This window comes from Syntrophotalea acetylenivorans, assembly GCF_001887775.1.
GTDB lineage: Bacteria > Desulfobacterota > Desulfuromonadia > Desulfuromonadales > Syntrophotaleaceae > Syntrophotalea_A > Syntrophotalea_A acetylenivorans.
Genome location: NZ_CP015519.1, coordinates 1,429,118 through 1,451,326, shown reverse-complemented (window position 1 = coordinate 1,451,326; position 22,209 = coordinate 1,429,118). Strand labels below are relative to the sequence as shown.

The window sequence follows — 22,209 nt, the reverse complement described above, 5'->3', positions numbered from 1 at the left end:
GCCTAGCAGGATTTACCGGAACCCATTGTAACGACAATACGTTGCGGACCAAAACAAAAAATTACTGAAGCGCTAATAAATAAAGGTCCGTGGTGCCAAATTTGTTGCCGGTAGAAGAAAAACAGCCTTTTGCCAGGCGATATATACACATCTGGGAGATTTGGTCAGGCTAATGCACGATTCTTTTAGCAGGTAGAAAGATTGGCGTACACACATAAAGCATTGTGCAGGTTGTGTGTTTCTAATTAATGCGGCGAAGGTGAAGCCTAAATTCGCCAGGCTGATTAGCTGGCTTAAATTTTTTACAGACAATGTCTCCGGGTGAAAAGATTTCAAGGTTAATATGTTTCGGCTAATTTAGAGACAGGGGCGGGTCCATTCCACCCGATTATTTGATGAAATTTTAAATATTCCTTTTCTGGCCGTGGCTTGCTGCTGGATACTGATTCGGTCGCAGGAGAGGGCAGCCTTATCCTGTTCCGGAGTCAAATGGGAAGCAGTGGTTGGCGGCAGGAATCTACGATGGCTCGTTCAACCGAACGCAGGCGTTGAGTTGTTCTGCTGCGAGTAAATCGAAGGTGGCGCCCTGTGGTGTTTTTGGGAGGTTAGCAGGTCGACAACCGATTGGGGGGGACGGGTTTGCTAAAGAGGTATCCCTGCATTTCATCGCAGTGTTGCTCAGTTAAAAAGTCCCTCTGGCCTGGCGTTTCAACCCCTTCAGCGACAACCCGCAGGCCGAGGCTTTGGGCCATGGCGAGGATGGTGCGGACGATGGCCGTATCGTTTTCGTCGGTGAGCAGGCCGTTAACAAACGACCGATCGATCTTGATTTCGTCGATGGGGAATCTTTTCAGATAACTCAGCGAAGAGTAGCCGGTGCCAAAATCGTCCAGTGAGATCATCACCCCAAGTTGCTTGAGTTGCTTCAGTTTAGCGATATGTACTTCCACGTCTTGCATCAGGACGCTCTCAGTCAATTCCAGGCCCAGGTAACGGGGAGACAGGCCGGTAACGGCGAGGATCTTTTCAATTTTTTCAAACAGATATTTGTCCTGAAACTGCTTGCCCGAAATGTTGACCCAGACTCGCACCGAGGGTAATCCCATTTGCTGCCAAGCCCTGGCTGTTCGACAGACCGTTTCCAGTATCCACTCGCCTATTTCCTCGATCCCACCCGTTTCTTCCAGGATCGGCACGAACTGGTCCGGAGAAATAGGGGGGTGTCCGTCGGGGGTCCAGCGCAGCAGAGCTTCCAAGCCAATAATTCGGCCACTGGCGGTATCGACTCGCGGTTGGTAGTGCAAAAAGAATTCCCGGTTCATCACAGCCTGCTGAAGCATTTTTTCCAGTTGCAGCCTTTGGCGGATACTCTCTTCCATGCTGGGGGCGAAGAAACTGAAGCGGTTTTTGCCGCCTTTCTTACTTGCGTACATGGCCGTGTCGGCTTTTTTCAGCAGTTCGTCGGCATCGCTGCCGTCCCCAGGAAACAGGGCAATGCCGGTGCTGAAGCTGGTCAGAAACTCGCCGCCGGCGATGGAAAAAGGCTTGTCAAAGGCCTGGGCCACTTTGCTGACCAGCCTCATCACCCCCTCGGTGCTGCCCATGTCCCGTGCCAAAATAACGAATTCGTCACCATACAGGCGGCCGACCGTATCGGTGTCGCGCACGGTTTCCGAGAGCCGCTGGGCCACCTCCTTTAGCAGCAGGTTACCGCCGTCGTGACCGAGGCTGTCGTTAATGGCCTTGAAATTGTCCAGGTCGAGCAGCATCACCGCCAGATGCCGTTCATGGCGCTGTTCAAAGGCGACGGCCTGTTTCAGGCGGTCGAGAATCAGGGTGCGGTTAGGCAGTCCGGTGAGGCTGTCGTAATTGGCCTGGTGAATCAATTGCTGCTCGATCAGCTTGCGTTCGCTAATATCGCGAATTACCGCCAGCACGAAAGGCTCGCTGCCTGCCTGGCCCTGGGAGAGGGATAACTCAACGGGAAAGGTATCGCCGTTGTTGCGCACCGCTTGCAACTCGAGGGTCTTGCCCATAGCCACGGGCTGTTTGGTGCCAGTAAAGAAATCTCGGATATACTGGCTGTGGGCCATACGGTAGGCGGCGGGCATCAGTCCTTCCACTGGGGTGTTCAGCATCTCTTCCCTGGAGCGACCGAAGATCTTTTCCGCACCGGGGTTGAAGAGGGTGATGAGGCCGTTGCGGTCGATGGCCACCATGGCGTCTTTGCTCGATTCAACCACAGTGCGGAAAAGCGTTTCGCTACGTCGCAGAGCTTCATCAGTACGCTTGATCTCGGTGATGTCCCAGAATACCTCAAGTACCGCAGCCGGTTGCCGCTCTTGGTCCCATTCGATGACGTGGGAGGAGGTTTTGAAAGTATGCACTTCGTCGTCGGCGAGTGGGATGGTGAGGATATGCTGATGAGTTTTGCCGTCGGCCAGGGCTGCCTTGGTCGGGCAACAAGAGACATCGAAATGGTTTATATCAAGCTTGTAGATGGAGCAGCATTTCTTGCTGAGGATCGGTTCGCCGAAGATTTTGTGCGCCGCCTCGTTGGCCCAGACGATATTCAGTTCCTTGTCCACCACACGGATAGGGTCGTGTATGGAGTGGAGGATCGCCTGCAGCTTTCTTTCGCTTTCTTTGAGGGCTTTATCGGCTTGAATCCGGTCGGTGACATCGCAGATCTGTGCGGCGACCGAGACAATTTGCCCCTTTTCGTTGAAGATCGGGAAACAGCGAGACTCCAGAAAACCGATCCTGGAATTATGTTTGATCTGGGTAGTCGGTTGGCCACTGGCAAAAACAGTCTGCGCAGGGCAGGGGTCGCAGGGGCCGTCCTGTTCCGGGTAAAAGGCTTCGTAGCAGCGGATTCCGCTCACGCGGTGCTCTTCAGGCACCTTGGCGTAGCAGCCTCGCCAGTTGCAGTATTGAATGCGCAGATCCCGATCCAGAACTACAAGGAAATCGGGAATGTTTTGGAAAAGGTTTTGGACGGATTGGTTTTCGCGGCGCAGTTTATTTAATTCTTTTTGCAATTTGCGCCTCCGTTGTTGGTCGGGAAAGAAGGCATGGAGGCCAAGGCCTCGCCAAATAGGAGATTTCCGAACAAGGCCGGCAAGGAGAGAGTTAGGTTTTGGGCCGTTGTTTTTGATTTAATCATTTCCGCATTTCTCCGTACTCCCAAGGTGTGAACTTGCACAATCTTTGGATTGTGATTAAACGCAATAGTTGTTCCAATATAGCGGAGCAGATCTTTTAAATGCGGGATAAGACTTGTTCAAAATTCTCGTTTGCAAATATCTTTCAATGATTTTGGGTACTTACTTTTAGGATGGGTTTTTTTAGGCTTCCAAAAGCCTTCTGCTCGATACGCCGCCTAAGTCTGGGGCAGTAACTGCATATGAACAATGTGTGGCAATGCCCCACTACTAAAGTCCACACATGTGGGGCATGCCACAGTTGATTTTTCAGGCTTCGAACTTGTAGCCGACTCCGTACACCGAATGGATCAGTTCCTGATCTGGTGTCGTAGAGGCGATCTTTTTGCGTAGCTTTTTGATGTGGCTGTCGATGGTGCGATCGCTGACGATACGCTGGTCCGGATAGATTTTTTCCATCAACTGAGGGCGGGAAAAGAGCCGACCGGGGTTGGCGGCCAGATAGTGCAGCAGTTTGAATTCCACTGCGGTTAGAGCAAGGTCGTGGCCGTTGAGGGTGGCACGATAGGTCGTTTGGTCTAGGGTCAGCCCCTCAGCCTGTACGGCCTGCTGTCCTTGAGAACGGCGTAGCACGGCCTTGACCCGGGCCACTACTTCTCGGGGGCTGAAGGGCTTGCAGATATAGTCGTCGGCGCCCAATTCCAACCCTAGCAAGCGGTCGATTTCTTCCACCCGGGCAGTGACCATTATAATCGGCACGTCGGAGAAGGTACGGATCTCCTTACAGATATCCATGCCGTTACGGCCGGGCAGCATCAGATCGAGCAGAATCAATGCCGGCTGTTCTTCCCGTACCCAGCTCACAACACCGGTACCGTCTGCCAGACAATGGGCCTCGAAATTCGCCTGGTGCAGATAGTCGGCCAGGATACCCGCCAGACGTTCCTCGTCCTCGACGACCAGAATCTTGTGGTTTATCATGTTATTCCCTTTAACGGCAGGTCGATTTCAATTCGCAGACCGCCCAGTGATGAAGGCCGTGCGATGATGGTTCCGTCATGAGACTCGACGATGGTTTTGCATAGAGCCAGGCCTAGGCCGGCTCCTCCGGTGTTTCGACTGCGCGAGCTTTCGACCCGGTAGAGGCGGTCGAACAGCCGCTCCAGCTTTTCTTCCGCCACGCCCGGTGCGGTATCTTCGAAATGGATGACGGCCCGTTGTCCATCGGTTGTCATCCTTATGCGCAATTCTCCCCCTTTATCTGTATAGCGCAGGCTGTTTTCCAGCAGATTGCTGAACAGTTGGCGAAGGCGCCGGTCGTCACCGAGCATGGACACGGTTTTGCCTGCAGGAAATTCGCAGGTCAGTCGCACATCGTGCGCGACCAGTTCTCCACGAAAAGAATCGGCGGTTTGTTGCAGGATTTCGCTTAGGTCGATCGGCTCTTTTCGGCAGCTGAGGGCGTCGATGTCGGCTAAGGCCAGCTGGTAGAGGTCTTCCACCAGGCGACTCAGGTGCATGACCTCGCCGTGCAGCATAGACATGGACTGAGGAGTTTGCGGTCGCACGCCGTCCTGCAGCGCTTCGATTTCACCTCGAAGCACTGCCAGGGGGGTGCGCAATTCGTGGGAGATGTCGGCTACCCATTGTCGTCGCAGTTGCTCGTTGTTCTCCAGGGTTAGGGCCAGGCTGTTGAAGTCCCGCGCCAGTTGACCGAGTTCATCGGAGGCGGTCGCCTGAACCCGGGTTTGGTACTGCCCGGCGGTCAGCAGATGCGTGGCAGCGGCCAGATCGGTGATACGTCGTACCAGGCGTCGGGAGAGGGGAACTGAGAGCAGCGCAGCGGCCCCCGCCATAGCGATGGCGATGATGGCGAATGAGCGGCGTTGTTTTTTAAAGAACTGCTGCTGATGCGGATCGATAAGGTCCCGCGGAGCCCGGGGCGGCACGATCGCCAGATAGCCAACCGTATTTCCCTGGGCGTTGAGGGAAAGCAGTTCAAGGTCTGCTGAATAGCGCCGCGGACCGAAAATTCGCTTCTGCTCAGCATCCAGCAGTAATACGCGACGTTCAAAATGATTACTGGAAACAGGCGGAGGGGGCGGCATGGGACCCCTTTCAGGGAACCTGCCGGCGGGATTCACCGGTTTATCGAAAGGCGGAGGTTCCAGATTGATTTCCGGCTTGGCGGCAAATATAAGCCGGCGCCACGCTCGCGGGTTGTAGCGAAGAAAGTCCCAGCTGCCGTTTTCGGCAAAGGACTGTTCCAGTTCGCTGGCCAGTTGTTCGATACGCTGCTGTTCAACGTTGTTGATATAGCGCAAAAAGCCCCGGTCAAAACTCAACTTGGTGACCAGAAACATGCTGGCCACCAAAGTAAGAGTCGCGACAAGGAAAGCCAGGAAAAGTCGGTATTTGATGCTGATTTTCATCGTTTTCTCTGAATGCTCCTGATTCGCAAGCTATATACGTTCTACTAGCACATTCCGGGACGCCAATACCAGCCATCTCGTCTGATCACGGCTTATTTTCACACTTCTTCCATATTTGCTGCAAATTCGTTCGCTATTCATAGTGCTGTCGGCAGGGAAGCAGATGGTATTCCGCTGGGGTTGTTATCCGGTCCGATTGATAGACAACAAGCCAAGCAAAGGGCTGGTGCATGGATTGGCTGCCCGTAACGACAAGGAGATTAAAGATGAAAAAGAAAATCTGGTTGATGGTGCTGTGCGGCGTTCTGGTAATGGGAGGTAGTTTGACGGCCCTGGCGGTCCCCTGGGAGCGTGACGGCAAGGCGGATGCGACGAGCCCGGATAATGGTCCCTGTCGGATGGACGCCAGGCGTGGTCACTGGGAGCGCCTGGCCGAGAGTTTCGACCTGAGTAAGGAGCAACGCCAGGAGGCTAAAAAGTTATTTGAGGCCAACCGTGAGCAGGCTGAAAAAGTTCATGCCGAGATAAAAGAAACCGACCGGGAATTACGCCTGGCGAGCAATCCCAAAAACTTTGATGAAAAGGTCTTGCGTAAGCTGGCAGCCGAGAAGGCTCAGTTACACGCCGAACTGATGGTCGGCCGTGCCCGGACCCGCAGTCAGGTTTATGCTCTCTTGACACCCGAACAACAGGAACTGGCAGACCTGGCTTACAAGTTGAAAAAACTGCGGGGTCCGCATCCCCAAAAGCGTCGCGGAGGCCCCGATGGTTCAGAAGGGTTTGGACCCCGTTTTGACATGCAGGAATCTGGAAACTAGAAAACATAGGGGCAACGCTTCGAAGTCTCTGGCCCGTTACAAAAATGCAACAAGTTTTTGGTAAAGGGACCGATGGCCGGAAAAGGCTGGGCTTCACTTACACCACACCAATTTGCAGGCTGAATACCAGAAAGTTCAGTATATGCTTATGGAAAAAGAATGTCCGATTTTATTGATATCCGAAGACAGTAGTTTGGCTGCTCCCCTGGTAGGTTGTCTGGAGGGGGAAGGCTTTGCTGTTTGTCTGCTGAAGGCTGAGGCTCTTGAAGGAGCGTCCACTCCAGAAGAAAACTCGGAACTGATTCTGGTTGACCTCACGTTGCCCTCGCTTCAGCGTCTCGCGGTCTGTAGGACTATCAGGGAAACCTATGCCGGTCCGTTGCTGGTTATGGCTGACTGTGTTGATGAAATGCATCAGGTGTTGGGCCTGGAAATGGGGGCAGACGATTTTATTGTCAAACCGATAAGCCCCGCTCTGCTGGTGGCAAAAATCCGTGCCCTGCTGCGCCGCGGCAGGCGGTCGTTCGCCGCCCCGGTAAGGACCCTCAACCTCGGAGCGCTGGAGGTGGATGGGGGCCGGCGGGAAGTCCGGGTCGAAGGCCAGTCTATTGATCTGACTTCCAGGGAATTCGATCTCCTCTGGTACTTGGCCTGTAATGCCCGGGCGGTGGTCAGCCGCGACAAGATTTACGAAGATTTGCTCGGAGTACAATACAACGGTTATGACCGCTCGGTAGACATCTACATTTCACGCATTCGCCAGAAGTTGGGAGATCCTTCCCGAAAACCTCAGATGTTGAAGACTGTGCGGGGGGTTGGTTATCTGTTGGGGGGCTAGAATACAATAGATTTGAAGCAGTGAGTAAAAACAAGGTGCGTAAATTGGGCCGCTCTCTTATTGAGGGCGGCCGTTTTTATGTTTGAAAAAATGAAAGGGGCGTGAAGGATTTCGGACCTGATGTGGAAAAAAGGTGTTGCTGTGGATTAATCCTTACAGCGCAGAACCGCAAAACTTACAGTAGCGAGCGTCGTCATCGTGTCCCTCGGCACTGCATTCGGGGCATGCCTGGGTCGAGATCTTTCGGCCGAAGGCGTGGGACATCTCCACCGTCACGATGCCGGTGGGAACGGCAATGATGCTGTAGCCTAGAATCATTACCAGGGAGGCCAGAGTCTGTCCCAAGACCGTTTGGGGAGAGATGTCGCCATAGCCGACCGTGGTCAGGGTGACGATCGCCCAATAGATGCTGCGTGGAATGCTGGTGAAGCCGCTTTCCGAGCTTTCAATAACGTACATCAGCGATCCGAAGATAACGACCAACGTCAGTACCGTAAAGAGAAAGACGGCTATTTTACGACCGCTGGCGCGTAATGCCTGCATGAGCAGGCGCGCTTCTCCGAGATAAGGAACCAGCTTCAGAATACGGAAGATGCGAAGAATGCGCAGCAGTCGGATCACCAGTAGATACTGGCTTCCGGGCAACACCAGGCTCAAGTAGGTGGGAATGATCGCAAGCAGGTCGACTACCCCGTAAAAACTGGTCGCGTACTTGCTTGGTCGGCCGACACACACTAAGCGAAGAATATACTCAACCGAGAAGAGCAAGGTGAAGAACCACTCGATCAGGTAAAGAAGTCTCCCGTACTCCAGGCGCACCGCACCCATGCTGTCGAGCATCACCGCAACCACGCTGGCCAGGATGCTGAGGATAAGCAGCACATCAAAGGCCTTGCCCGCCGGGGTGTCGGCTTCGAATATCACTTCGTGCAGCTTCATCCGCCAGTGGTTTCGCCGCGGTGGTGGTTCGTAACGTTCATCTTTCAGCCAGGTCATTTGTGGCCTTCCGTGGTTTTGGGCTGGACAGAAAACTAAAGGGAGTTTAAATCCCGGGCCAGTTTACCCTTCTTTGTCTCAGTCATTAAACCCCTTTCTTCACGCCATGGTGCAACCAAAGCCTCAAAAACATAACCCGCTACCCCTTCTTTGTCTGGTCGGCAAACTGCCCCTCAGCGGCAGGCACCCGCTCAGCCAGGGCCAGCAGCAGGTCGGTTTTACCCAGGCTGCCCAGCAGTCGGGGCGATGGGCCATCCGAGACCACCGGCAGTCGCTCCCCTGTGTAATGGCTGAACTTCTCCAAAGCTTCTTCTAGGGAAGCGGAGTAATGGATGATCGGAGGGCCATCGGTCAACAGGTCCTGAGCGACAATCAGATTATCCAAAAAAGAGTTGCCGAGGTATTGTTTGATGTCCTGCAGCCCTACAGCGCCAAGGTAGATCCCCTGTTCATTTACCACATAAAGATATTGATAGGTATGCAGGACGAAATGCTTGGCTATCTGATTAAAGGGGGCATCCGGTCGAACCCGTGCCGGATCGGATTTCATCAATCCGCCGACTTTTAACAAGGCCAGTTGTCGCTGGGCATAATCGGCACCTTTGCGCTTTAGGGAAGCGCTATAGATAGAACCGCTCTCGAAACCCAGGGCAGTGAAATGAGCCAGCACACAACCGAGCATTAGAGGCAGTATCAGCTGGTAGTCGAGGGTCATCTCAAAGATCATGATAATGGCCATAAGCGGTGCGTGGGTGGTGGCCGCCAGCACCATGCCCATGCCGGTCAGGGCCAGGGCTCCCGGTTCCGGAAGGCCGCCGAGGCCGAGACCTTCACAGGCATGGCCGAATAAATAACCGACGCTGGCGCCGACGAACAAGGTCGGGGTAAAGACCCCGCCCACCGCACCGGAACCGAAACTGGCGGAGGTGGCGGTCACTTTCAGCAGCAGCAGAACCACCAGGCTCGACCACAGCCATTGCTCTTGCAGAATGCCGGTGACCACGCTGTAGCCGTTGCCGCACACTTCCGGGTAGCGCAGGGCCAGGACCCCGACCACCAGGCCGCCCAGGGCAAGGCGCAGATAGGCTGGCAGACAGGTCTTAGTGAACAGCTTTTCGCTGCCGCGCAGGGCGCGCAAAAACCAGGGGGCCACCAGCCCGGCCAGCAGGCCAAGGGCCAGGTAGTAGAACAGTTCCAATCCCGATTGCAGGTGAAAGGGGGGGATGACGTACAGGGGATCGCTGTCGGCCAGAAAACGTACCGTCTGGGTGGCTAATACCGAAGAAAAGATCAGTGGGCCAAAGGTTTCCATGGCGATGGAGCCAACCACGATCTCAGCGACGAACAGCGCCCCGGCGATGGGCGCGTTGTAGGCCGCGGCGATGCCCGCCGAGGCGCCGCAGGCAAGAATCAGTCGCCGTTGTGCGACCGACCATTTGCGGGTGCGACCGACCATAGAGGCGAGCAGGGAAGAGAGTTGCACCATCGGTCCTTCGCGACCGATGGAGCCGCCGGAGGTAACCGAAAAAGTTGCCGAAAGAATTTTCACAATACTGGAGCGAAAGGACAGAGTCCCTTCGCCGAGAACTACCGCTTCCATGAAATCGGTAGAACTGCTTCGGCGTGAATGCCAGCGGCCGCCGAAGTATAGTACCCCACCGGCGACCAGACCGCCGACTATTGGCGTAGCCAGACGTTGCCAGGGCGGCAGGCCTGAGAAGATCTCCACGATACTGCCGTGGCGACCACTCAGGACAAAGGCCATCAGATCGAGCAGGCGGCGGAACAGTACTGAGGAAAGGCCGCCGAGTATCCCGACCAGCCCAGCCCAGAACAGCACCGTGTAGCGGTCCACTGCCTGATAGGTAGCGGCCAGACGCAGGCGCAGCAGGAAGAATTTAAAGATGCGTGGCGTGCTCCACCAGCGGAGCAGCTTGTCGCGCAGCTTCGATTTAGAAAAAGAGGGCATATCCGGATATCGCCTGCAAAAAGGAAAAGATAAAACAATTATAGGTGGATAAGGGGCTTAAGCCAAGCAATGTTGGACAAAAGGGGGGCGGGAAGGGATTGAATTCTACATGGCGTTGTGGCGTGAGTCGGCTGTGAAGTTTTTTAGAAATAATCCTGCAACCCCTGCCGGCCGTGTTCAAAGGGGACCAATTCGGCCAAAGAGTCGTTGCCTGCGATCATTGGTGATGAATTATCTCCGGAAAGGAAGAACGATATGAAACGCTCTTGCGCCTCCTCGCCCAATTCAACGTCGGCCGCGGCACGGCCCCGCTCGATAATCACTGACTTCGTCGGACTTACCGGGATGGTCACAAAAGGATTGTGGTAGCTGATTGATGGCAATTGACGGCAGCTGGCATAACCGACCTGAAGGCGAAAGGCGCGACTGTCGATCTTTCCCATCAGTTGCGGATGAATGAGAAGCTTATCAGGACCATTCCCCTTGTTCCACAGACTGTCATCTATGGACATTGTTTTGAAACTTTCGATCTGCCGAGTTACCACCGCCGCTTCGCCAAGCAGGGTCAGGGTGCGAATATAGCCATTTTGGGTGACGGATTCGAAAGACTTGACCATGAACCGACTGTTGCGCAGGCGACCCGCTTGGCTTTGATAGCGGTTTTTAAACACAAAAGAGCAATAGTTGACCGGCAGGCCGATGTTGTTGTCGAGGCTGTATTGCAGCACCTCCAGGGCGGTCAGTTCCGATTCGAGAACCGTTACCTTCTCTCCGTGCAGAAAGGTGTAGCCGCGTTGGGCCAGATGTTCGAAGTTGTAGGGAGTGAGACGCATCTGGTGCAAGTTAAGGTGCATGACCCCGGCGTCGCGCAGTTCGCCCAGCATCCCCTTGAGGCGCGGCAGATCTTCAGGGATGGCGGGAATTTCCACGGTGAGGGTTGGGATCACCCCGGCGGCCAGTCGCAGTTTGTCGAGCTGATAATCGTTAGCGCCGATGTCGAAGCGGATTTCGTCAAGCCCCGCATCGGCCAACTGACGGAGCAGGTCTTCGTCGGCCAAGGTGCCGTTCGTGTAAAGCCAGACGTACATGGCGTCACCGAAGTGTTTTTTTATGGCACGCACATAAGCCAGTGAACGTTTGGGGTTCATCAGCGGTTCGCCACCGCTGATGCTGGCACCGCGAAAGCCGAAGCGCTCTAGATAACCGACATAGTCGGCCGGAGTACGAAAATCCACCGCATTGGTGGTTGGCAGGTCGTTTTCGGTCTGGCCTGTGGGGCAGTAAAAACAGCGACAGTTGCAGCGGCCGGTGATAAATAGGCAGGACCAACCCCCTTCGGCGCAAATACGGCAACCCGGCGACAGGCCGGTGCAATCGAGCTTGGTGCCGCCGTTACCGACTACCACCCGCCCGTACAAATCATCCAGCAACTCGGCGCGGCGGGCCAGAGCCCGTTGCGCTTCTGCTGGGGCAGGAAAGCGCAACTGCTCATAGCGCTCCCCGTATTCCCGCTGGTTTGCCGCGATCAACCGATCGCGCATACTCGCCGACATTTCCATGGCCACCTGACCTCCAACCGACGAAATCACCCCCTCGAAGGCAAGGCCCAGAGGGGGTGTAAAATTTGTTGCAATATAACCGATTTTTATAGCGGAAAAATAGCCTTATTTGGGTCTTCGGATGAAATATTTTTTGATCTTCTAAATAGGGACTTGATGGCGCTGCATGGCGGCCTGAACCCCATGGCGATCCGCCTTGTTTAGGCTGCCAAACTGTCCTGACAACGGGGCCATTTCCATGTCAATTGTCCTCGTCAACCGGACCCACCCAAAAGTGGGGGTTGTGGGCGATCTCCCACAGGTGGCCGTCGGGGTCCTTGAAGTAGCCGCTGTAGCCGCCCCAGAATACCTTCTGTGGTTGCTTGACCAGCGTCGCACCAGCCGCAAGGGCCTGATTCATCACTTCGTCTACTTCCTCTTCCGACGGGACATTATGAGCCAATGAGACAGCGGCAAAGCCCGAACCTTCAGCCGATACCGTGGCGTCTTCTGCCAGCGCGTCCCGGCCGTACAATCCCAGCCAAGTGCCGTTGAGAGTGAAAAAGGCCACCTCGGGAGGAGAGTCCATGCGCGGGAAGCCCAGCCCTTCTTCATAGAACTTCACCGATGCGGCGAGCTCTCGAACTCCCAGAGTGATCATGCTGATGCGGGGTTGCATGTGGTGTCTCTCCTTTTTGGGTTAACTCCGTGATAAATACCGAACAAAGAGGCAGCTGCAATGCCACCGCCGAGGTGTTCTTAAATGCCTCTCTGTTTTATGTATATCATGCATGTCGCCTGGCTATTGTTATCGTTTCAGCTTACCTGCAAAAGCAGTTAGATAGTTGTGGGCCAATTAAATAAAAAATCATCTTTGTCTGGCTTAAATGGATTGTCAAACTGAAAAATAATGCTGTCCACTGTGGTCAGCTGCAGCTTCTACGTGAAGCAAAGAGTGCAATTAAGCAACATCCGCGTTACAATATTTTGATACCAACTATAATGAATCCGACTGTTTATTTGGTGAGTTACGGAAGTTTTTGAAAGAAAGGCGAATCCGCATCATGGCTGAAGAAAAACCTGAATTTCCCTATATCCGCGGTTTGACTCCGGAGGACGAGCAGCGCATCCGCAAGATTCCGTTTCTGAACATCGATACGGTGCTGATCCCGTCGCCCTACGTCAAGGACAAGAAGATCGACAAGGATTACCGGCACAGCTACGTGTGGGACGAGGAGGGGGAGATTCTCGGCTACATGGTAGTCTATTCCAATAAAAAGCAGACTCGCTTTCACATCTATACTCAGGTGACCAGTCCTTTTGGTCGGGGCAAGGGTATCGGTTCGGCCTTTGTCGAAAAGCTGGCCCGAGAGGTGCCCCCCGAGAGCACCATCTACCTTTATGTATGGGAAAAGCTCGGCAGCGTGGTGTCCTTTTACACCGCGCGGGCTTTTAAGTATGAAGAGAGCACCGTCTATCGCAAGATGACTTTTTCTCTGCTGGCGGGGCAGGCGCAGACTATTGCCGAGCGCATGACCCGGCTGCGCGGCAAGGATTTTTCCCTGGCGGAGCAGCTGAGCCGGGTGCGTCACGACGCGCGCAAATCCCTTAAAGTGCTGCTGGACATGATCGGGGTGATTTCCGTCGATAACTTCCATAAGGTAGTGGAGGACGTTAACCGGGAGACGACGGCGCTGCTCAACACCTTGAACGTCTACGAGGACAAGATCTCCGAGATGCACAAGGTGGACATCAAGGAGCTGATTCAGGAACGGGTCATTCCGGTGATCGAGACCGCGGCGGTGGCTTGCGACATTCGGCTGACCCTGGGCGGCAACGTGCCGGAGGTGGCCGGCAACTATATCAACTACAGCCGGGCGCTGATCAACATCGTCTCTAATGCCCTGGACGCCATCGCCGGTGCCTGCCGGCGGGGACTGATCGATATTATTTTGCAACCGCACCCGGAAGGGGTGACGCTGATCATCGAGGACAACGGCCTCGGCATCGAACCGGAGCGGTTGGAGAAGGGGGAGGACGGCCTGCCGCTGTTCGTAGGCAAGACCACTAAGGAGGGGGAAGGGCTCGGTACCCGGCAGATATTCTCCTCCTTCGGCAGGAACAACATCGTGGTGGAGAGCGAACCGGGCCGCTTTACCCGCTGGACCATCGCCCTGAAACGCAGCACCCGCAGCAGCAGCAACCTGATGGCGGTGCTCGAATCCCGCTACATCTCGTTGTTCAAGATTTCTCAGCGGGTGTTGGTGACTGCACGCAGCAGCCGAATTCAGGTGGCGGTGTTTATCTGGCAGCTGCGGCAGATGGAGATCTTCAGCTACGACCTGATCAACCAGTTCAGCCGCTATAACAACGTGCGCGATATCTACCGCACCGTTTTGCTTTACCGCTACGGCGGGCACAACTGGCAGTATCTCAAGCAGGAGCTGGACAAGTGCCGTATCGACCAACAGATTATCAAGATCTGGTTGGCGACCATCCTCAAGCGCATCAAGCGCAACGAGACCTTTCTGGCCAAGAAATTCGATTTTGATGCTTTCAAAGGCATGCTGTTCAAGAGCTATGGCCAGGACATCCAGCACCATATCATTTTTACCCTCGACCCTGTCAGCGGTCGCTTCTTCTCCAGCGAACGCAAACTTGCCGAGCATATGGATTTCGTCCCCTATCTGGGGGTGGATCGTAATGATCTACTGCGCGGTGAATTTGTCGGCGATGTGAAGAACCTGGAGAGCCCCATCGTGTTGGGGGTCTGGACTGTGGTTGGACTGTCTGACATCCGTCGCAAGTTGAGGTTGATTCGTCAGGGGGCCCGCCAATTTCTGGAGATGGGGCTGAAGGAAGAGAAGTGTTTGTCTTTTTATCACACCACCTACAACACTACCGAGTGGGAGATCGATACCCTGAAGACCACGACTCTCGGTGAGATGGCCAACTTGCCGGAGGATCGAATTGACGAGTTCATTACCGCGTCCGACGATGAGTTTAGCGGCCTGGCCTGTATCGACTGATTCTCGGTTGTCAGGATGTTGAACCGCCCTTCCGTGGGCTTCAAGGCGGTTTTTCAACAGCCTGCTATTCGTGGCGCAGGGCATCGATGGGATTGAGGCCGGCCGCGCGGCGCGCCGGGAAAAAGCCGAAGATCACGCCGATGGCCGCGGAAAACAGGAAGGCCACAAGGTTGATGCCCGGGTCGAACAGAAAGGGGATGCCCATCAGCCCGGCCAGAAACAGGGAGGCCCCGGTCGCCAGCACGATGCCGGTCAGGCCGCCGAGGCTGGACAGTACCACCGCCTCGATGAGGAATTGCATCAGCACTTCCCTTTCCAGTGCGCCGATAGCGAGGCGGGTCCCGATCTCGCGGGTTCGCTCGGTCACCGACACCAGCATGATGTTCATGATGCCGATGCCGCCCACCAGCAGACTGACCGCCGCTACCGCACCGAGCAGCATGGTGAGGATCTTGGTGGTGCTGGTGAGGGTTTCTGCAAGCTGCCGGGTGTCCATCACCTTAAAGTTGTCGTCTTCGTTCTCGTCGATGTTGCGTCGCTCTCTCAGCAATAGAGTGAGCTGGGTCGTGACCGTGTCGATGGAATCGCTGTCGCTTACCGAAACCATGATGCGACCGATGTCCTGACTGCCGGCGAGGCGGCGCTGGACGGTGCGCAGGGGCATGACCACCGTGTCGTCCTGGTCGCTTCCCATGGCCGACTGGCCCTTCGATTTGAGCAGGCCGATGACCTGGCAGGAGAACTGTTTGATGCGAATGTCGGCGCCCACCGGATTTTGACCGCCGAACAGCTTCTCGCGCACCGTCTCGCCGATTACGCACACCGCCTTACCGCTGCGCTGCTCCGTTTCGTTAAAGACCCTGCCGGCTTCCAGCTCCCAATTTCCCACATCGAAGTAATCCCCATTGCTGCCGGAGACCATTGTGGACCAGTTGTCGGCCTGGTAGACGGCGACCGCTGACTTGTTCACTACCGGCGAGACCAGCTTGACGCCGCTGATCTGGTTGCGAATGGCTTCGACGTCGGCGCTTTTGAACTTTGCCGCCTCGTCGGAGCCGGGTCCGAAACGCTGGCCCGGCATCACCATAAGCAGGTTGCTGCCCATGCTGGAGATCTGCTCGGACACCGACCGGGTGGCGCCGTTGCCGAGGGTGACCATGGTGATAACCGCGGCGACACCGATGACGATGCCGAGGATGGTCAGGAAAGAACGCATCAAGTTGCGGCGAATGGAGCGCAGGGCGAGCAGAAAGGTGTTCCACCACATCAGACCACCTCCCCGTTGCGAAAGTCCTGGTCGATCCGGCCGTCGACGAAACGGACGACTCGTTTGGCGTAGTGCGCCATGTCGGACTCGTGGGTGACCATGAGCACGGTGATGCCCTGCTCGCGGTTGAAGTTGCTGATCAGTTCCATGATTTCCCGGCTGGTTTGGCTGTCGAGATTGCCGGTGGGCTCGTCAGCCAGCAACACCTCCGGACAGGTGGCAATGGCACGAGCAATGGCGACTCGCTGCTGCTGGCCGCCGGACAGTTCGGCCGGGGTGTGATGTTCCCAACCCTGCAGCCCCACTTTCTCCAGAGCGGCGCGGGCCGCAGCATGGCGTCCGGCAACCGGCTCGCCGCGGTAGATCAGGGGCAGCTCAACATTCTCCAGTGCGGTGGTGCGGGGCAGCAGGTTGAAGCCCTGAAAGACGAAACCGAGAAAATGGCGACGCAGCAGCGCCCGCTGGTTGCGCGACATCCCCTCAACGTTCAGTCCTTGGAATTGATAGCTTCCTCCGCTGGGAGTGTCGAGGCAGCCGAGGATGTTCATGGTGGTGGATTTACCGGACCCGCTGGGTCCCATGACAGCGACGAAATCGCCCGTTTCGATAGTCAGGTCGATCCCTTTCAGGGCCTGGAACGCTGCCTGACCGCGGCCGTAAGTCTTGGTAATGCAGGACAGTTGGATCAAAGGCGTATAGGTGCTCATGATTGGGCGCTCGCTGTTTCGGTGATGACTTCCATGTCCTCCTGCAACGGGTCGCCGAGGATTTCGGTGACCTGGCCGTTGCTGGTTCCTGTGGTGACCTGCAGCGGTACGGCTTGGCCCTCGCGCAGTATCCAGACCGTCTGTCCGCTGTCTTTGGCGGCAGTCTGGGGCTTATCCTGCTGGCCGCGACCGGGGGGGCGCGGCATCAGGGAGCCGAGCAGGCTGCTGCGGGAGGTCTTGTTCGCCGTCTGGGCCGGGGGGCTGAAGCGCAGCGCGGCGTTGGGGACCAGCAGAGCGTTCTCGCGGGTGATGGTGGTTATTTCGGCGATGCCGGTCATTCCCGGACGCAGGCTGAGGTCGTCATTGGCAACCTGCAGCACGGTGGGGTAGGAGATAACGCCGTCGCCGTCGGAGGCATTTAAGCCGACGCGGGTGATGGTCGCCTTGAAGGTTCGTTCGGGCCAGGCGTCGACGGTGAAGCTGGCCTTGAGCCCGGTCTTCACCTGGCCGACGTCGGCTTCGTCCACATCCACCTCAAGTTCCATTTGGGAGAGGTCTTCGGCGAGGGTAAACAGGGTTACGGCCTGCAGCGACGCGGCCACCGCCTGACCGGGGTCGACCGACCGCTCCAGCACCACGCCGTCGATCGGCGAGCGGATGGTGGCCTTGTCGAGATCGGTTTGGTCGCTGTTCAGGGTGGCCTCGGCCTCGGCAATGTTGGCCCGAGCGCTTGCTACGTTGGCTTCGGCACGGGCAAACTCGGCTTCGGCCGCTTCCATTTCGGTCTTTGACGGCACCTTGCCGCCGGACAGGTGAAAGACTTCCCGGTAACGGGCAAGCTTGGAACCTGCTTCCTCAATAGTGGCCTGGGTCTGTTGCAGGCTGGCTTTGGCAACGGCGACGGCGGCTTGCGATCGGGCCACCGCATTTTTGAAATTGGTCAGGTCGAGCACGGCCAGCGCCTGGCCCTTGGTTACTCGGTCGTTGTCATCGACGTAAACCGTGGCGATGGTGCCGGACATCTCGCTGCCGACCTCCACCTGATTGGTCGGTTCTAGATTGCCGGTGGCGGTGACCTTGACCACCAGGGTCCCACGGGTCGCCTTTTGATTCAGGTAGTGGGTTTTATGGGGATCGCCGTTGCCGCGCAGCCATACATAGCCCGCGATCAGCAGTAACACCGCGAAAGCTATAACGGCGACGGTTCTGCGGCGGGGTCGAACACCGCGGCTTTGGGAGTTCTGGAGTGTTTCGCGGACATTGTCGATAGGGGCAAATTCTTTAGTGCTCATGACGCATTCTCGCTATCTGTCGTGGGGGAGGTAGGCGACCAGCCGCCGCCAAGGGCCTTGAAGAGTCGGATTTGGGCGCCGGTCAGTTCGCCGGTGCCGTTGGCCAGGTCATCCTCAATTTTGAGCAGGGATCGCTGGCTGTCGAGCACGGTGAGAAAGTCGGTCAGCCCGCTGGAGTAACGGTCCTCGGCTATCTTCAGGGTTTCACGGGCAGAGTCTGCGGCTTGGGCCAGTTTTTGTCGTCGCTCGTTGTTGTTGGAGATTGCGACCAAGGCGTTCTCCACTTCTTCCAGGGCTGTCAGCACAGTTGCTTGATAATTCAGCCGAGCCTGCTCGAGCAATGCGTCTTGAATTTCGATGTTGGCCTTGATGCGTCCGGAATCGAAGATCGGTGCGGTAATGGAGCCGAGCAGCGAGTAGAGTGCCGAGCTGCCGTTGCCCAGTGCAGAAAGGGTGAGGGCCTCCAGGCCGATGGAGCCGGTAAGCTTGAAACTCGGGTATCGTTCTGCCTCCGCTTCGCCCAGCCGTGCGGTCTGAGCCGCCAGTTTGCGTTCGGCGCTCCGAACGTCGGGGCGCTGGCGCAGAATGTCGGCTGGTATGCCGATGAGCGCCGCACGGCCGGTCAGTGGAATGCTGGACGTTGCTGTCAGGCGGGACTGCAGCTCGCCGGGGTGCGTCCCAGAAGTACTGCCAGCCGGTTGCTGGCCTCGGTTATCGATGTACGCAGGGGTGGCAAGCTGGCGCGTGTATTTTCCAGTTCGGTGCGGGCCTGGGTGACATCGAGTTCAGAGACCAGTCCGGCTTGCAGCCGCCAGCGGGCAAGCTGGAGGGTGTCTTCCAAAGAGACTATTCGTTCTTCGGCAATCTTCAGGCGGCGCTGAGCGGTGCGCAGCTCTACGTAGTTGAGAGCCACCTCGGCGACCAGAGAGACCTGGGTGTCGCGCAAAACCTCGACGTTTGCCTCGAGTTCGGCTGTTGCGGCCTCAACGCCGCGGCGCAACCCGCCGAAGACATCGGCTTCCCAACTCGCATCAAAGCCGGCATTGTATAATTCACGGGTATTGCCTGAACCGCTTTCTTCGCTCGACCGGCTGCGGGAAGCCGAGGTTGATGCATCAACCGACGGACCGAGTTCTGCTGCGGCAATGTCTCGTTGCGCGCGGGCCTCTCGTAGTTGTGCCTTGGCGGTGGCCAAGTCGAGGTTGGCCGCCAACGCTTCGGTTGCCAGCTCGTTCAGCAACGGGTCGTTCATTTCCTTCCACCATCGGTGCAGGGCGGTGTGTTCCGCAGGTTGCGTTGCCGTATTGACTGCCGAAACCGCGCCGTTCCAGGAGGAAGGAAGTTTCACCTGTGGCGTAGCGTAATCCGGTCCGACCGCGATGCAGGCGGTAAGGGTGAGGATGAGGGGAAAAAGTAAGGCCAATCTATGACGTCGAATACTCATGGGTATGGTGAACCAGCTCTGTTCGAAGTTAAAGGTTGTGGGTCGAGTCGGGTCGTACTCCGGTAAAATAGTGGGTCACTGTGCAGGAAATAGGGAAGAAATAAGGAAGTGTTGGTTTTATGTAACGGAGGTGTTTTCCGAAGTATTGATCTTACTTGGGAGCAGGAGTAGGGTGTGTTAATGAACTTTCGACAGGAAAAGGTTTTGCGGTCCCGGCCAGTCATGCTTCGCCGTGAAGAGCGACAATCCGCATGCTTGCTGAGGTGACGGTACGGGCGGACATTGGTCCATTTTCAGTGAGTCTAAAACAAACAATTATTTGATCCGCATGGCGATGCCGAAACGCTGTGCCTCGCGATAGTTTGCCCTTTCGGTTTCGGTCGGGAGATACTCCATGGCACTGGTCAGGGTTGGCTGTAACTCGATTGCCTCTGTAATCCAATCCTTCTGCTCCAGGTAAAACCTGGCACGCTGCATGGCGCCCTCGGCAGATTTTTCCCGCACCCAAAAGTGCGCTTCAACACACGGCACAGTCAGGCGGTTGTGGTTTTTTTCCGAAGGAGTGGCGCGGATAATCAGAAAATAGGTCTGCAGCACGTTTTCTGTTCCTTTCATAGCGGTAGCGGAGGATGGTTTCAACCTAGCATTTTCATTTGCCTGACTGCAAATGGTATCGGGGCGCTGCGCGGAATGCCAAAATGGACGAAATTTTACCTGCAGACCTCCCCGGATGTCCGGCCGGCATAGCCAGTTTCGGTTAAGTCGGGCGGAGTTGTAATCGGAAACTTTTCCGGAGCTGTTCGAAAAAAAACACCAGGGCAGTGCGAACCTCCAATAATTAACCCACATCTAAATGAATAAGGACTAAACCGATGAATCTGAAACGCATTGCTTCCCTGACCGCTTTTGTGTCTCTGTTCTTTATTCTCCTTACCAGCGCCGTGCTTTACATCGTTCCCCAGGGGCGGGTGGCCTATTGGGCCAACTGGAAATTGTGGGGCCTGTCCAAAGAGCAATGGGCCGCTATTCATATCAATGTGGGGATATTGTTCCTGATCTCCCTGGCGCTGCATACCTGTTACAATTGGCAGAGTATCACTCTCTACTTGAAGGATAAACGTCGGCAGTTAAAAGTTTTTACCGTCAACTTCAACATCGCCCTGCTGGTGACGGCGTTTTTTGTGGTGGGGACCTATACGGAGATGTCGCCTTTTTCGAATATTATCGCCATCAATGCCGGGATCAAGGAGGCGGCCGCCCGGAAATACGGTGAACCGCCCTACGGTCACGCCGAGCTGTCTACCCTCAGGGCCTTTACCCGCCATTTGGATATCGACCTTGAAGACGCTATTAAAGCTCTGGCGGCCGCAGGGTTCGCCGTCGAGTCCGACTCTCAATCCCTCAAGGAAGTCGCCGTCGCCAACGGCGTCGCTCCCCAGGCCATTTATCTGGCCATGCTGGAAAGCTTCACCGATATGCAGTCAGGGGAGCGAATGCCGCAACGGCCCCGTCAGGGAGCGGGCAGGCTGACGTTGGAAGGGTTGTGCGCCCAGTACGGTCTGAATATGGACCTTGTCAGGAAGGTGCTTGCGGAAGAAAATATCCGGTTCCGGGAAGGGATGAATCTGCGTCAGATTGCGGAGCTGAACAAATTGAGTCCGATCGACGTTTACGGCAAAATCAGGCAAGTCGCTGAAGACAAAGAGAGGAGGTAAAAGGTGGAAAAGGCCCTGACCCTTTTTGAAAAACTAATTATTGTCGTGTTGCTCGGTCTCATGATGCTGGCGGTTTTCGTATCGACAATTGAATTGGGAGTTATTCTTTTTCAGGAACTCATGAAGCCACCAAAGTATCTTCTTGACGTAAAGGAAATGCTGGAAGTCTTCGGCTTCTTTCTTATGGTTTTGATCGGCCTGGAACTTCTGGAAAGTATCAGGGCGTATCTGCAAGAACATAGGGTCCCAGCCAAGGTGGTCGTGCTGGTGGCACTTGTTGCCGTGTCCAGAAAAATTATCATTCTCGATTACAAAGAGACCTCTTCCGAGATGTTGTATGGGATGTCCGCTGTTATTTTATCCCTAAGTATCGCTTATTTTTTGGTGCGGCGAGCTTTGCACTGGAAGATCCCTGTAACACATTCGCCGCCAGAAGCCTGTAAAATCATGAAGGAGGGTGCCCGTGAGCCAGATACTGATCGGTAAAGGCTAGAAAGCCGATCACCTGCTCGCCACTACACCGGGTTGCTCCTGCACCGAGCGAGCCATTACGGGCGGTTGTTTCGCTAAACTTTTACGTATTTGGACTGGTGTGTTTTGTTGAAACTTCCGCTATTCAATTTGCTCAGGAGGGCACATGAACAAAAATGCTTTGGTTGTATTCAACGGCGAACTGCTCTGTTTTGCGCACGTCCTGCTAAACGCTCTGGATATGATAGATCGGGGCCAGGAAGCGACGATCATTTTCGAAGGTCAGTCGGTTAAACTGGTGGCTGAACTGGAAAAGCCGGACAATGCCTTTCATCAACTCTACGGCAAAGCCCGCCAGGCCGGGTTGATCCGTGGCGCCTGTAAGGCCTGCTCGGCCAAGCTCGGCGCGCTTGAGGCGGTGCAGGCTGCCAATCTGCCGCTACTGGAAGGTATGAGTGGTCATCCTCCTTTGGGTGAGTTGCAGCAGCAAGGCTATACAGTGGTGACCTTCTGATAACCGGTCGGTTGA

The 22,209-nt window shown here is 55.7% G+C and carries 19 protein-coding genes; 6 read left to right on the top strand and 13 right to left on the bottom strand.

The genetic code is table 11. The features are described 5' to 3' along the window. Positions 1–605: 605 nt before the first annotated feature. From A7E78_RS06630 to A7E78_RS06620, 3 genes are all read right to left on the bottom strand, one after another. Entirely contained in the window at positions 606–3,041 is a 2,436-nt protein-coding gene (locus A7E78_RS06630; RefSeq protein WP_072283494.1) for a sensor domain-containing protein, read from the bottom strand. 432 nt (positions 3,042–3,473) lie between these two features. Further along, entirely contained in the window at positions 3,474–4,145 is a 672-nt protein-coding gene (locus A7E78_RS06625) for a response regulator (RefSeq protein WP_072283493.1), read from the bottom strand. Further along, on the bottom strand, positions 4,142–5,596 hold the full coding sequence (locus A7E78_RS06620; RefSeq protein ID WP_072283492.1) for an ATP-binding protein: 1,455 nt from the start codon (positions 5,594–5,596) through the stop codon (positions 4,142–4,144). The genes A7E78_RS06625 and A7E78_RS06620 overlap by 4 nt, the downstream gene beginning before the upstream one ends. Positions 5,597–5,862: 266 nt before the next feature. Between A7E78_RS06620 and A7E78_RS06615 the strand changes: the two genes are divergently transcribed. Both A7E78_RS06615 and A7E78_RS06610 read left to right on the top strand, forming a co-directional pair. After that, complete coding sequence (locus A7E78_RS06615) at positions 5,863–6,414, top strand: Spy/CpxP family protein refolding chaperone (protein ID WP_072283491.1); 552 nt, start codon at positions 5,863–5,865, stop codon at positions 6,412–6,414. Between the two features lie 142 nt (positions 6,415–6,556). Further along, on the top strand, positions 6,557–7,252 hold the full coding sequence (locus A7E78_RS06610; RefSeq protein ID WP_145924856.1) for a winged helix-turn-helix domain-containing protein: 696 nt from the start codon (positions 6,557–6,559) through the stop codon (positions 7,250–7,252). 153 nt (positions 7,253–7,405) lie between these two features. On the opposite strand, the gene A7E78_RS06605 is transcribed toward A7E78_RS06610, so the two are convergent. From A7E78_RS06605 to A7E78_RS06590, 4 genes are all read right to left on the bottom strand, one after another. Next, the gene (locus tag A7E78_RS06605) at positions 7,406–8,248 is read right to left on the bottom strand and encodes an ion transporter (RefSeq protein ID WP_072283490.1); all 843 of its coding nucleotides are present in this window, start codon (positions 8,246–8,248) and stop codon (positions 7,406–7,408) included. Between the two features lie 139 nt (positions 8,249–8,387). Beyond that, positions 8,388–10,217, bottom strand: a complete 1,830-nt coding sequence (locus A7E78_RS06600) for a ClcB-like voltage-gated chloride channel protein (protein WP_083552819.1) — start codon at positions 10,215–10,217, stop codon at positions 8,388–8,390. Between the two features lie 143 nt (positions 10,218–10,360). Then, positions 10,361–11,776 (bottom strand): radical SAM protein, encoded by a 1,416-nt coding sequence (locus tag A7E78_RS06595; RefSeq protein ID WP_083552817.1) that lies wholly within the window; start codon positions 11,774–11,776, stop codon positions 10,361–10,363. 241 nt (positions 11,777–12,017) lie between these two features. After that, complete coding sequence (locus tag A7E78_RS06590) at positions 12,018–12,434, bottom strand: VOC family protein (protein ID WP_072283489.1); 417 nt, start codon at positions 12,432–12,434, stop codon at positions 12,018–12,020. 385 nt (positions 12,435–12,819) lie between these two features. On the opposite strand from A7E78_RS06590, the gene A7E78_RS06585 reads away from it, so the two are divergent. Then, the gene (locus tag A7E78_RS06585; protein ID WP_072283488.1) at positions 12,820–14,784 is read left to right on the top strand and encodes a GNAT family N-acetyltransferase; all 1,965 of its coding nucleotides are present in this window, start codon (positions 12,820–12,822) and stop codon (positions 14,782–14,784) included. 64 nt (positions 14,785–14,848) lie between these two features. Here the strand turns inward: A7E78_RS06585 and A7E78_RS06580 are convergent, their stop codons facing one another. The 6 genes from A7E78_RS06580 to A7E78_RS06560 form a co-directional block, all read right to left on the bottom strand. Beyond that, positions 14,849–16,051: an ABC transporter permease gene (locus A7E78_RS06580; protein WP_072283487.1), complete on the bottom strand. Its 1,203-nt coding sequence runs from the start codon at positions 16,049–16,051 to the stop codon at positions 14,849–14,851. Continuing rightward, positions 16,051–16,758, bottom strand: a complete 708-nt coding sequence (locus tag A7E78_RS06575) for an ABC transporter ATP-binding protein (RefSeq protein ID WP_072283486.1) — start codon at positions 16,756–16,758, stop codon at positions 16,051–16,053. The genes A7E78_RS06580 and A7E78_RS06575 overlap by 1 nt, the downstream gene beginning before the upstream one ends. Then, positions 16,755–18,050 (bottom strand): efflux RND transporter periplasmic adaptor subunit, encoded by a 1,296-nt coding sequence (locus A7E78_RS06570; RefSeq protein ID WP_072283485.1) that lies wholly within the window; start codon positions 18,048–18,050, stop codon positions 16,755–16,757. The genes A7E78_RS06575 and A7E78_RS06570 overlap by 4 nt, the downstream gene beginning before the upstream one ends. Next, complete coding sequence (locus A7E78_RS15345) at positions 18,047–18,595, bottom strand: TolC family protein (RefSeq protein WP_335743847.1); 549 nt, start codon at positions 18,593–18,595, stop codon at positions 18,047–18,049. The genes A7E78_RS06570 and A7E78_RS15345 overlap by 4 nt, the downstream gene beginning before the upstream one ends. 101 nt (positions 18,596–18,696) lie before the next feature. After that, the gene (locus A7E78_RS15340) at positions 18,697–19,494 is read right to left on the bottom strand and encodes a TolC family protein (protein ID WP_235606813.1); all 798 of its coding nucleotides are present in this window, start codon (positions 19,492–19,494) and stop codon (positions 18,697–18,699) included. 315 nt (positions 19,495–19,809) lie between these two features. Continuing rightward, positions 19,810–20,091, bottom strand: coding sequence for a hypothetical protein (locus A7E78_RS06560; protein ID WP_072283484.1), 282 nt, complete (start codon positions 20,089–20,091; stop codon positions 19,810–19,812). 275 nt (positions 20,092–20,366) lie between these two features. On the opposite strand from A7E78_RS06560, the gene A7E78_RS06555 reads away from it, so the two are divergent. From A7E78_RS06555 to A7E78_RS06545, 3 genes are all read left to right on the top strand, one after another. Then, entirely contained in the window at positions 20,367–21,209 is an 843-nt protein-coding gene (locus tag A7E78_RS06555; protein ID WP_072283483.1) for a DUF4405 domain-containing protein, read from the top strand. A gap of 3 nt (positions 21,210–21,212) precedes the next feature. Next, positions 21,213–21,695, top strand: coding sequence for a phosphate-starvation-inducible PsiE family protein (locus tag A7E78_RS06550; protein ID WP_083552815.1), 483 nt, complete (start codon positions 21,213–21,215; stop codon positions 21,693–21,695). A 151-nt stretch (positions 21,696–21,846) separates the two neighbouring features. Beyond that, a complete protein-coding gene (locus tag A7E78_RS06545; protein WP_072283482.1) occupies positions 21,847–22,194 on the top strand; it encodes a DsrE family protein in 348 nt (115 codons plus the stop codon). The last annotated feature ends 15 nt before the right edge of the window (positions 22,195–22,209 follow it).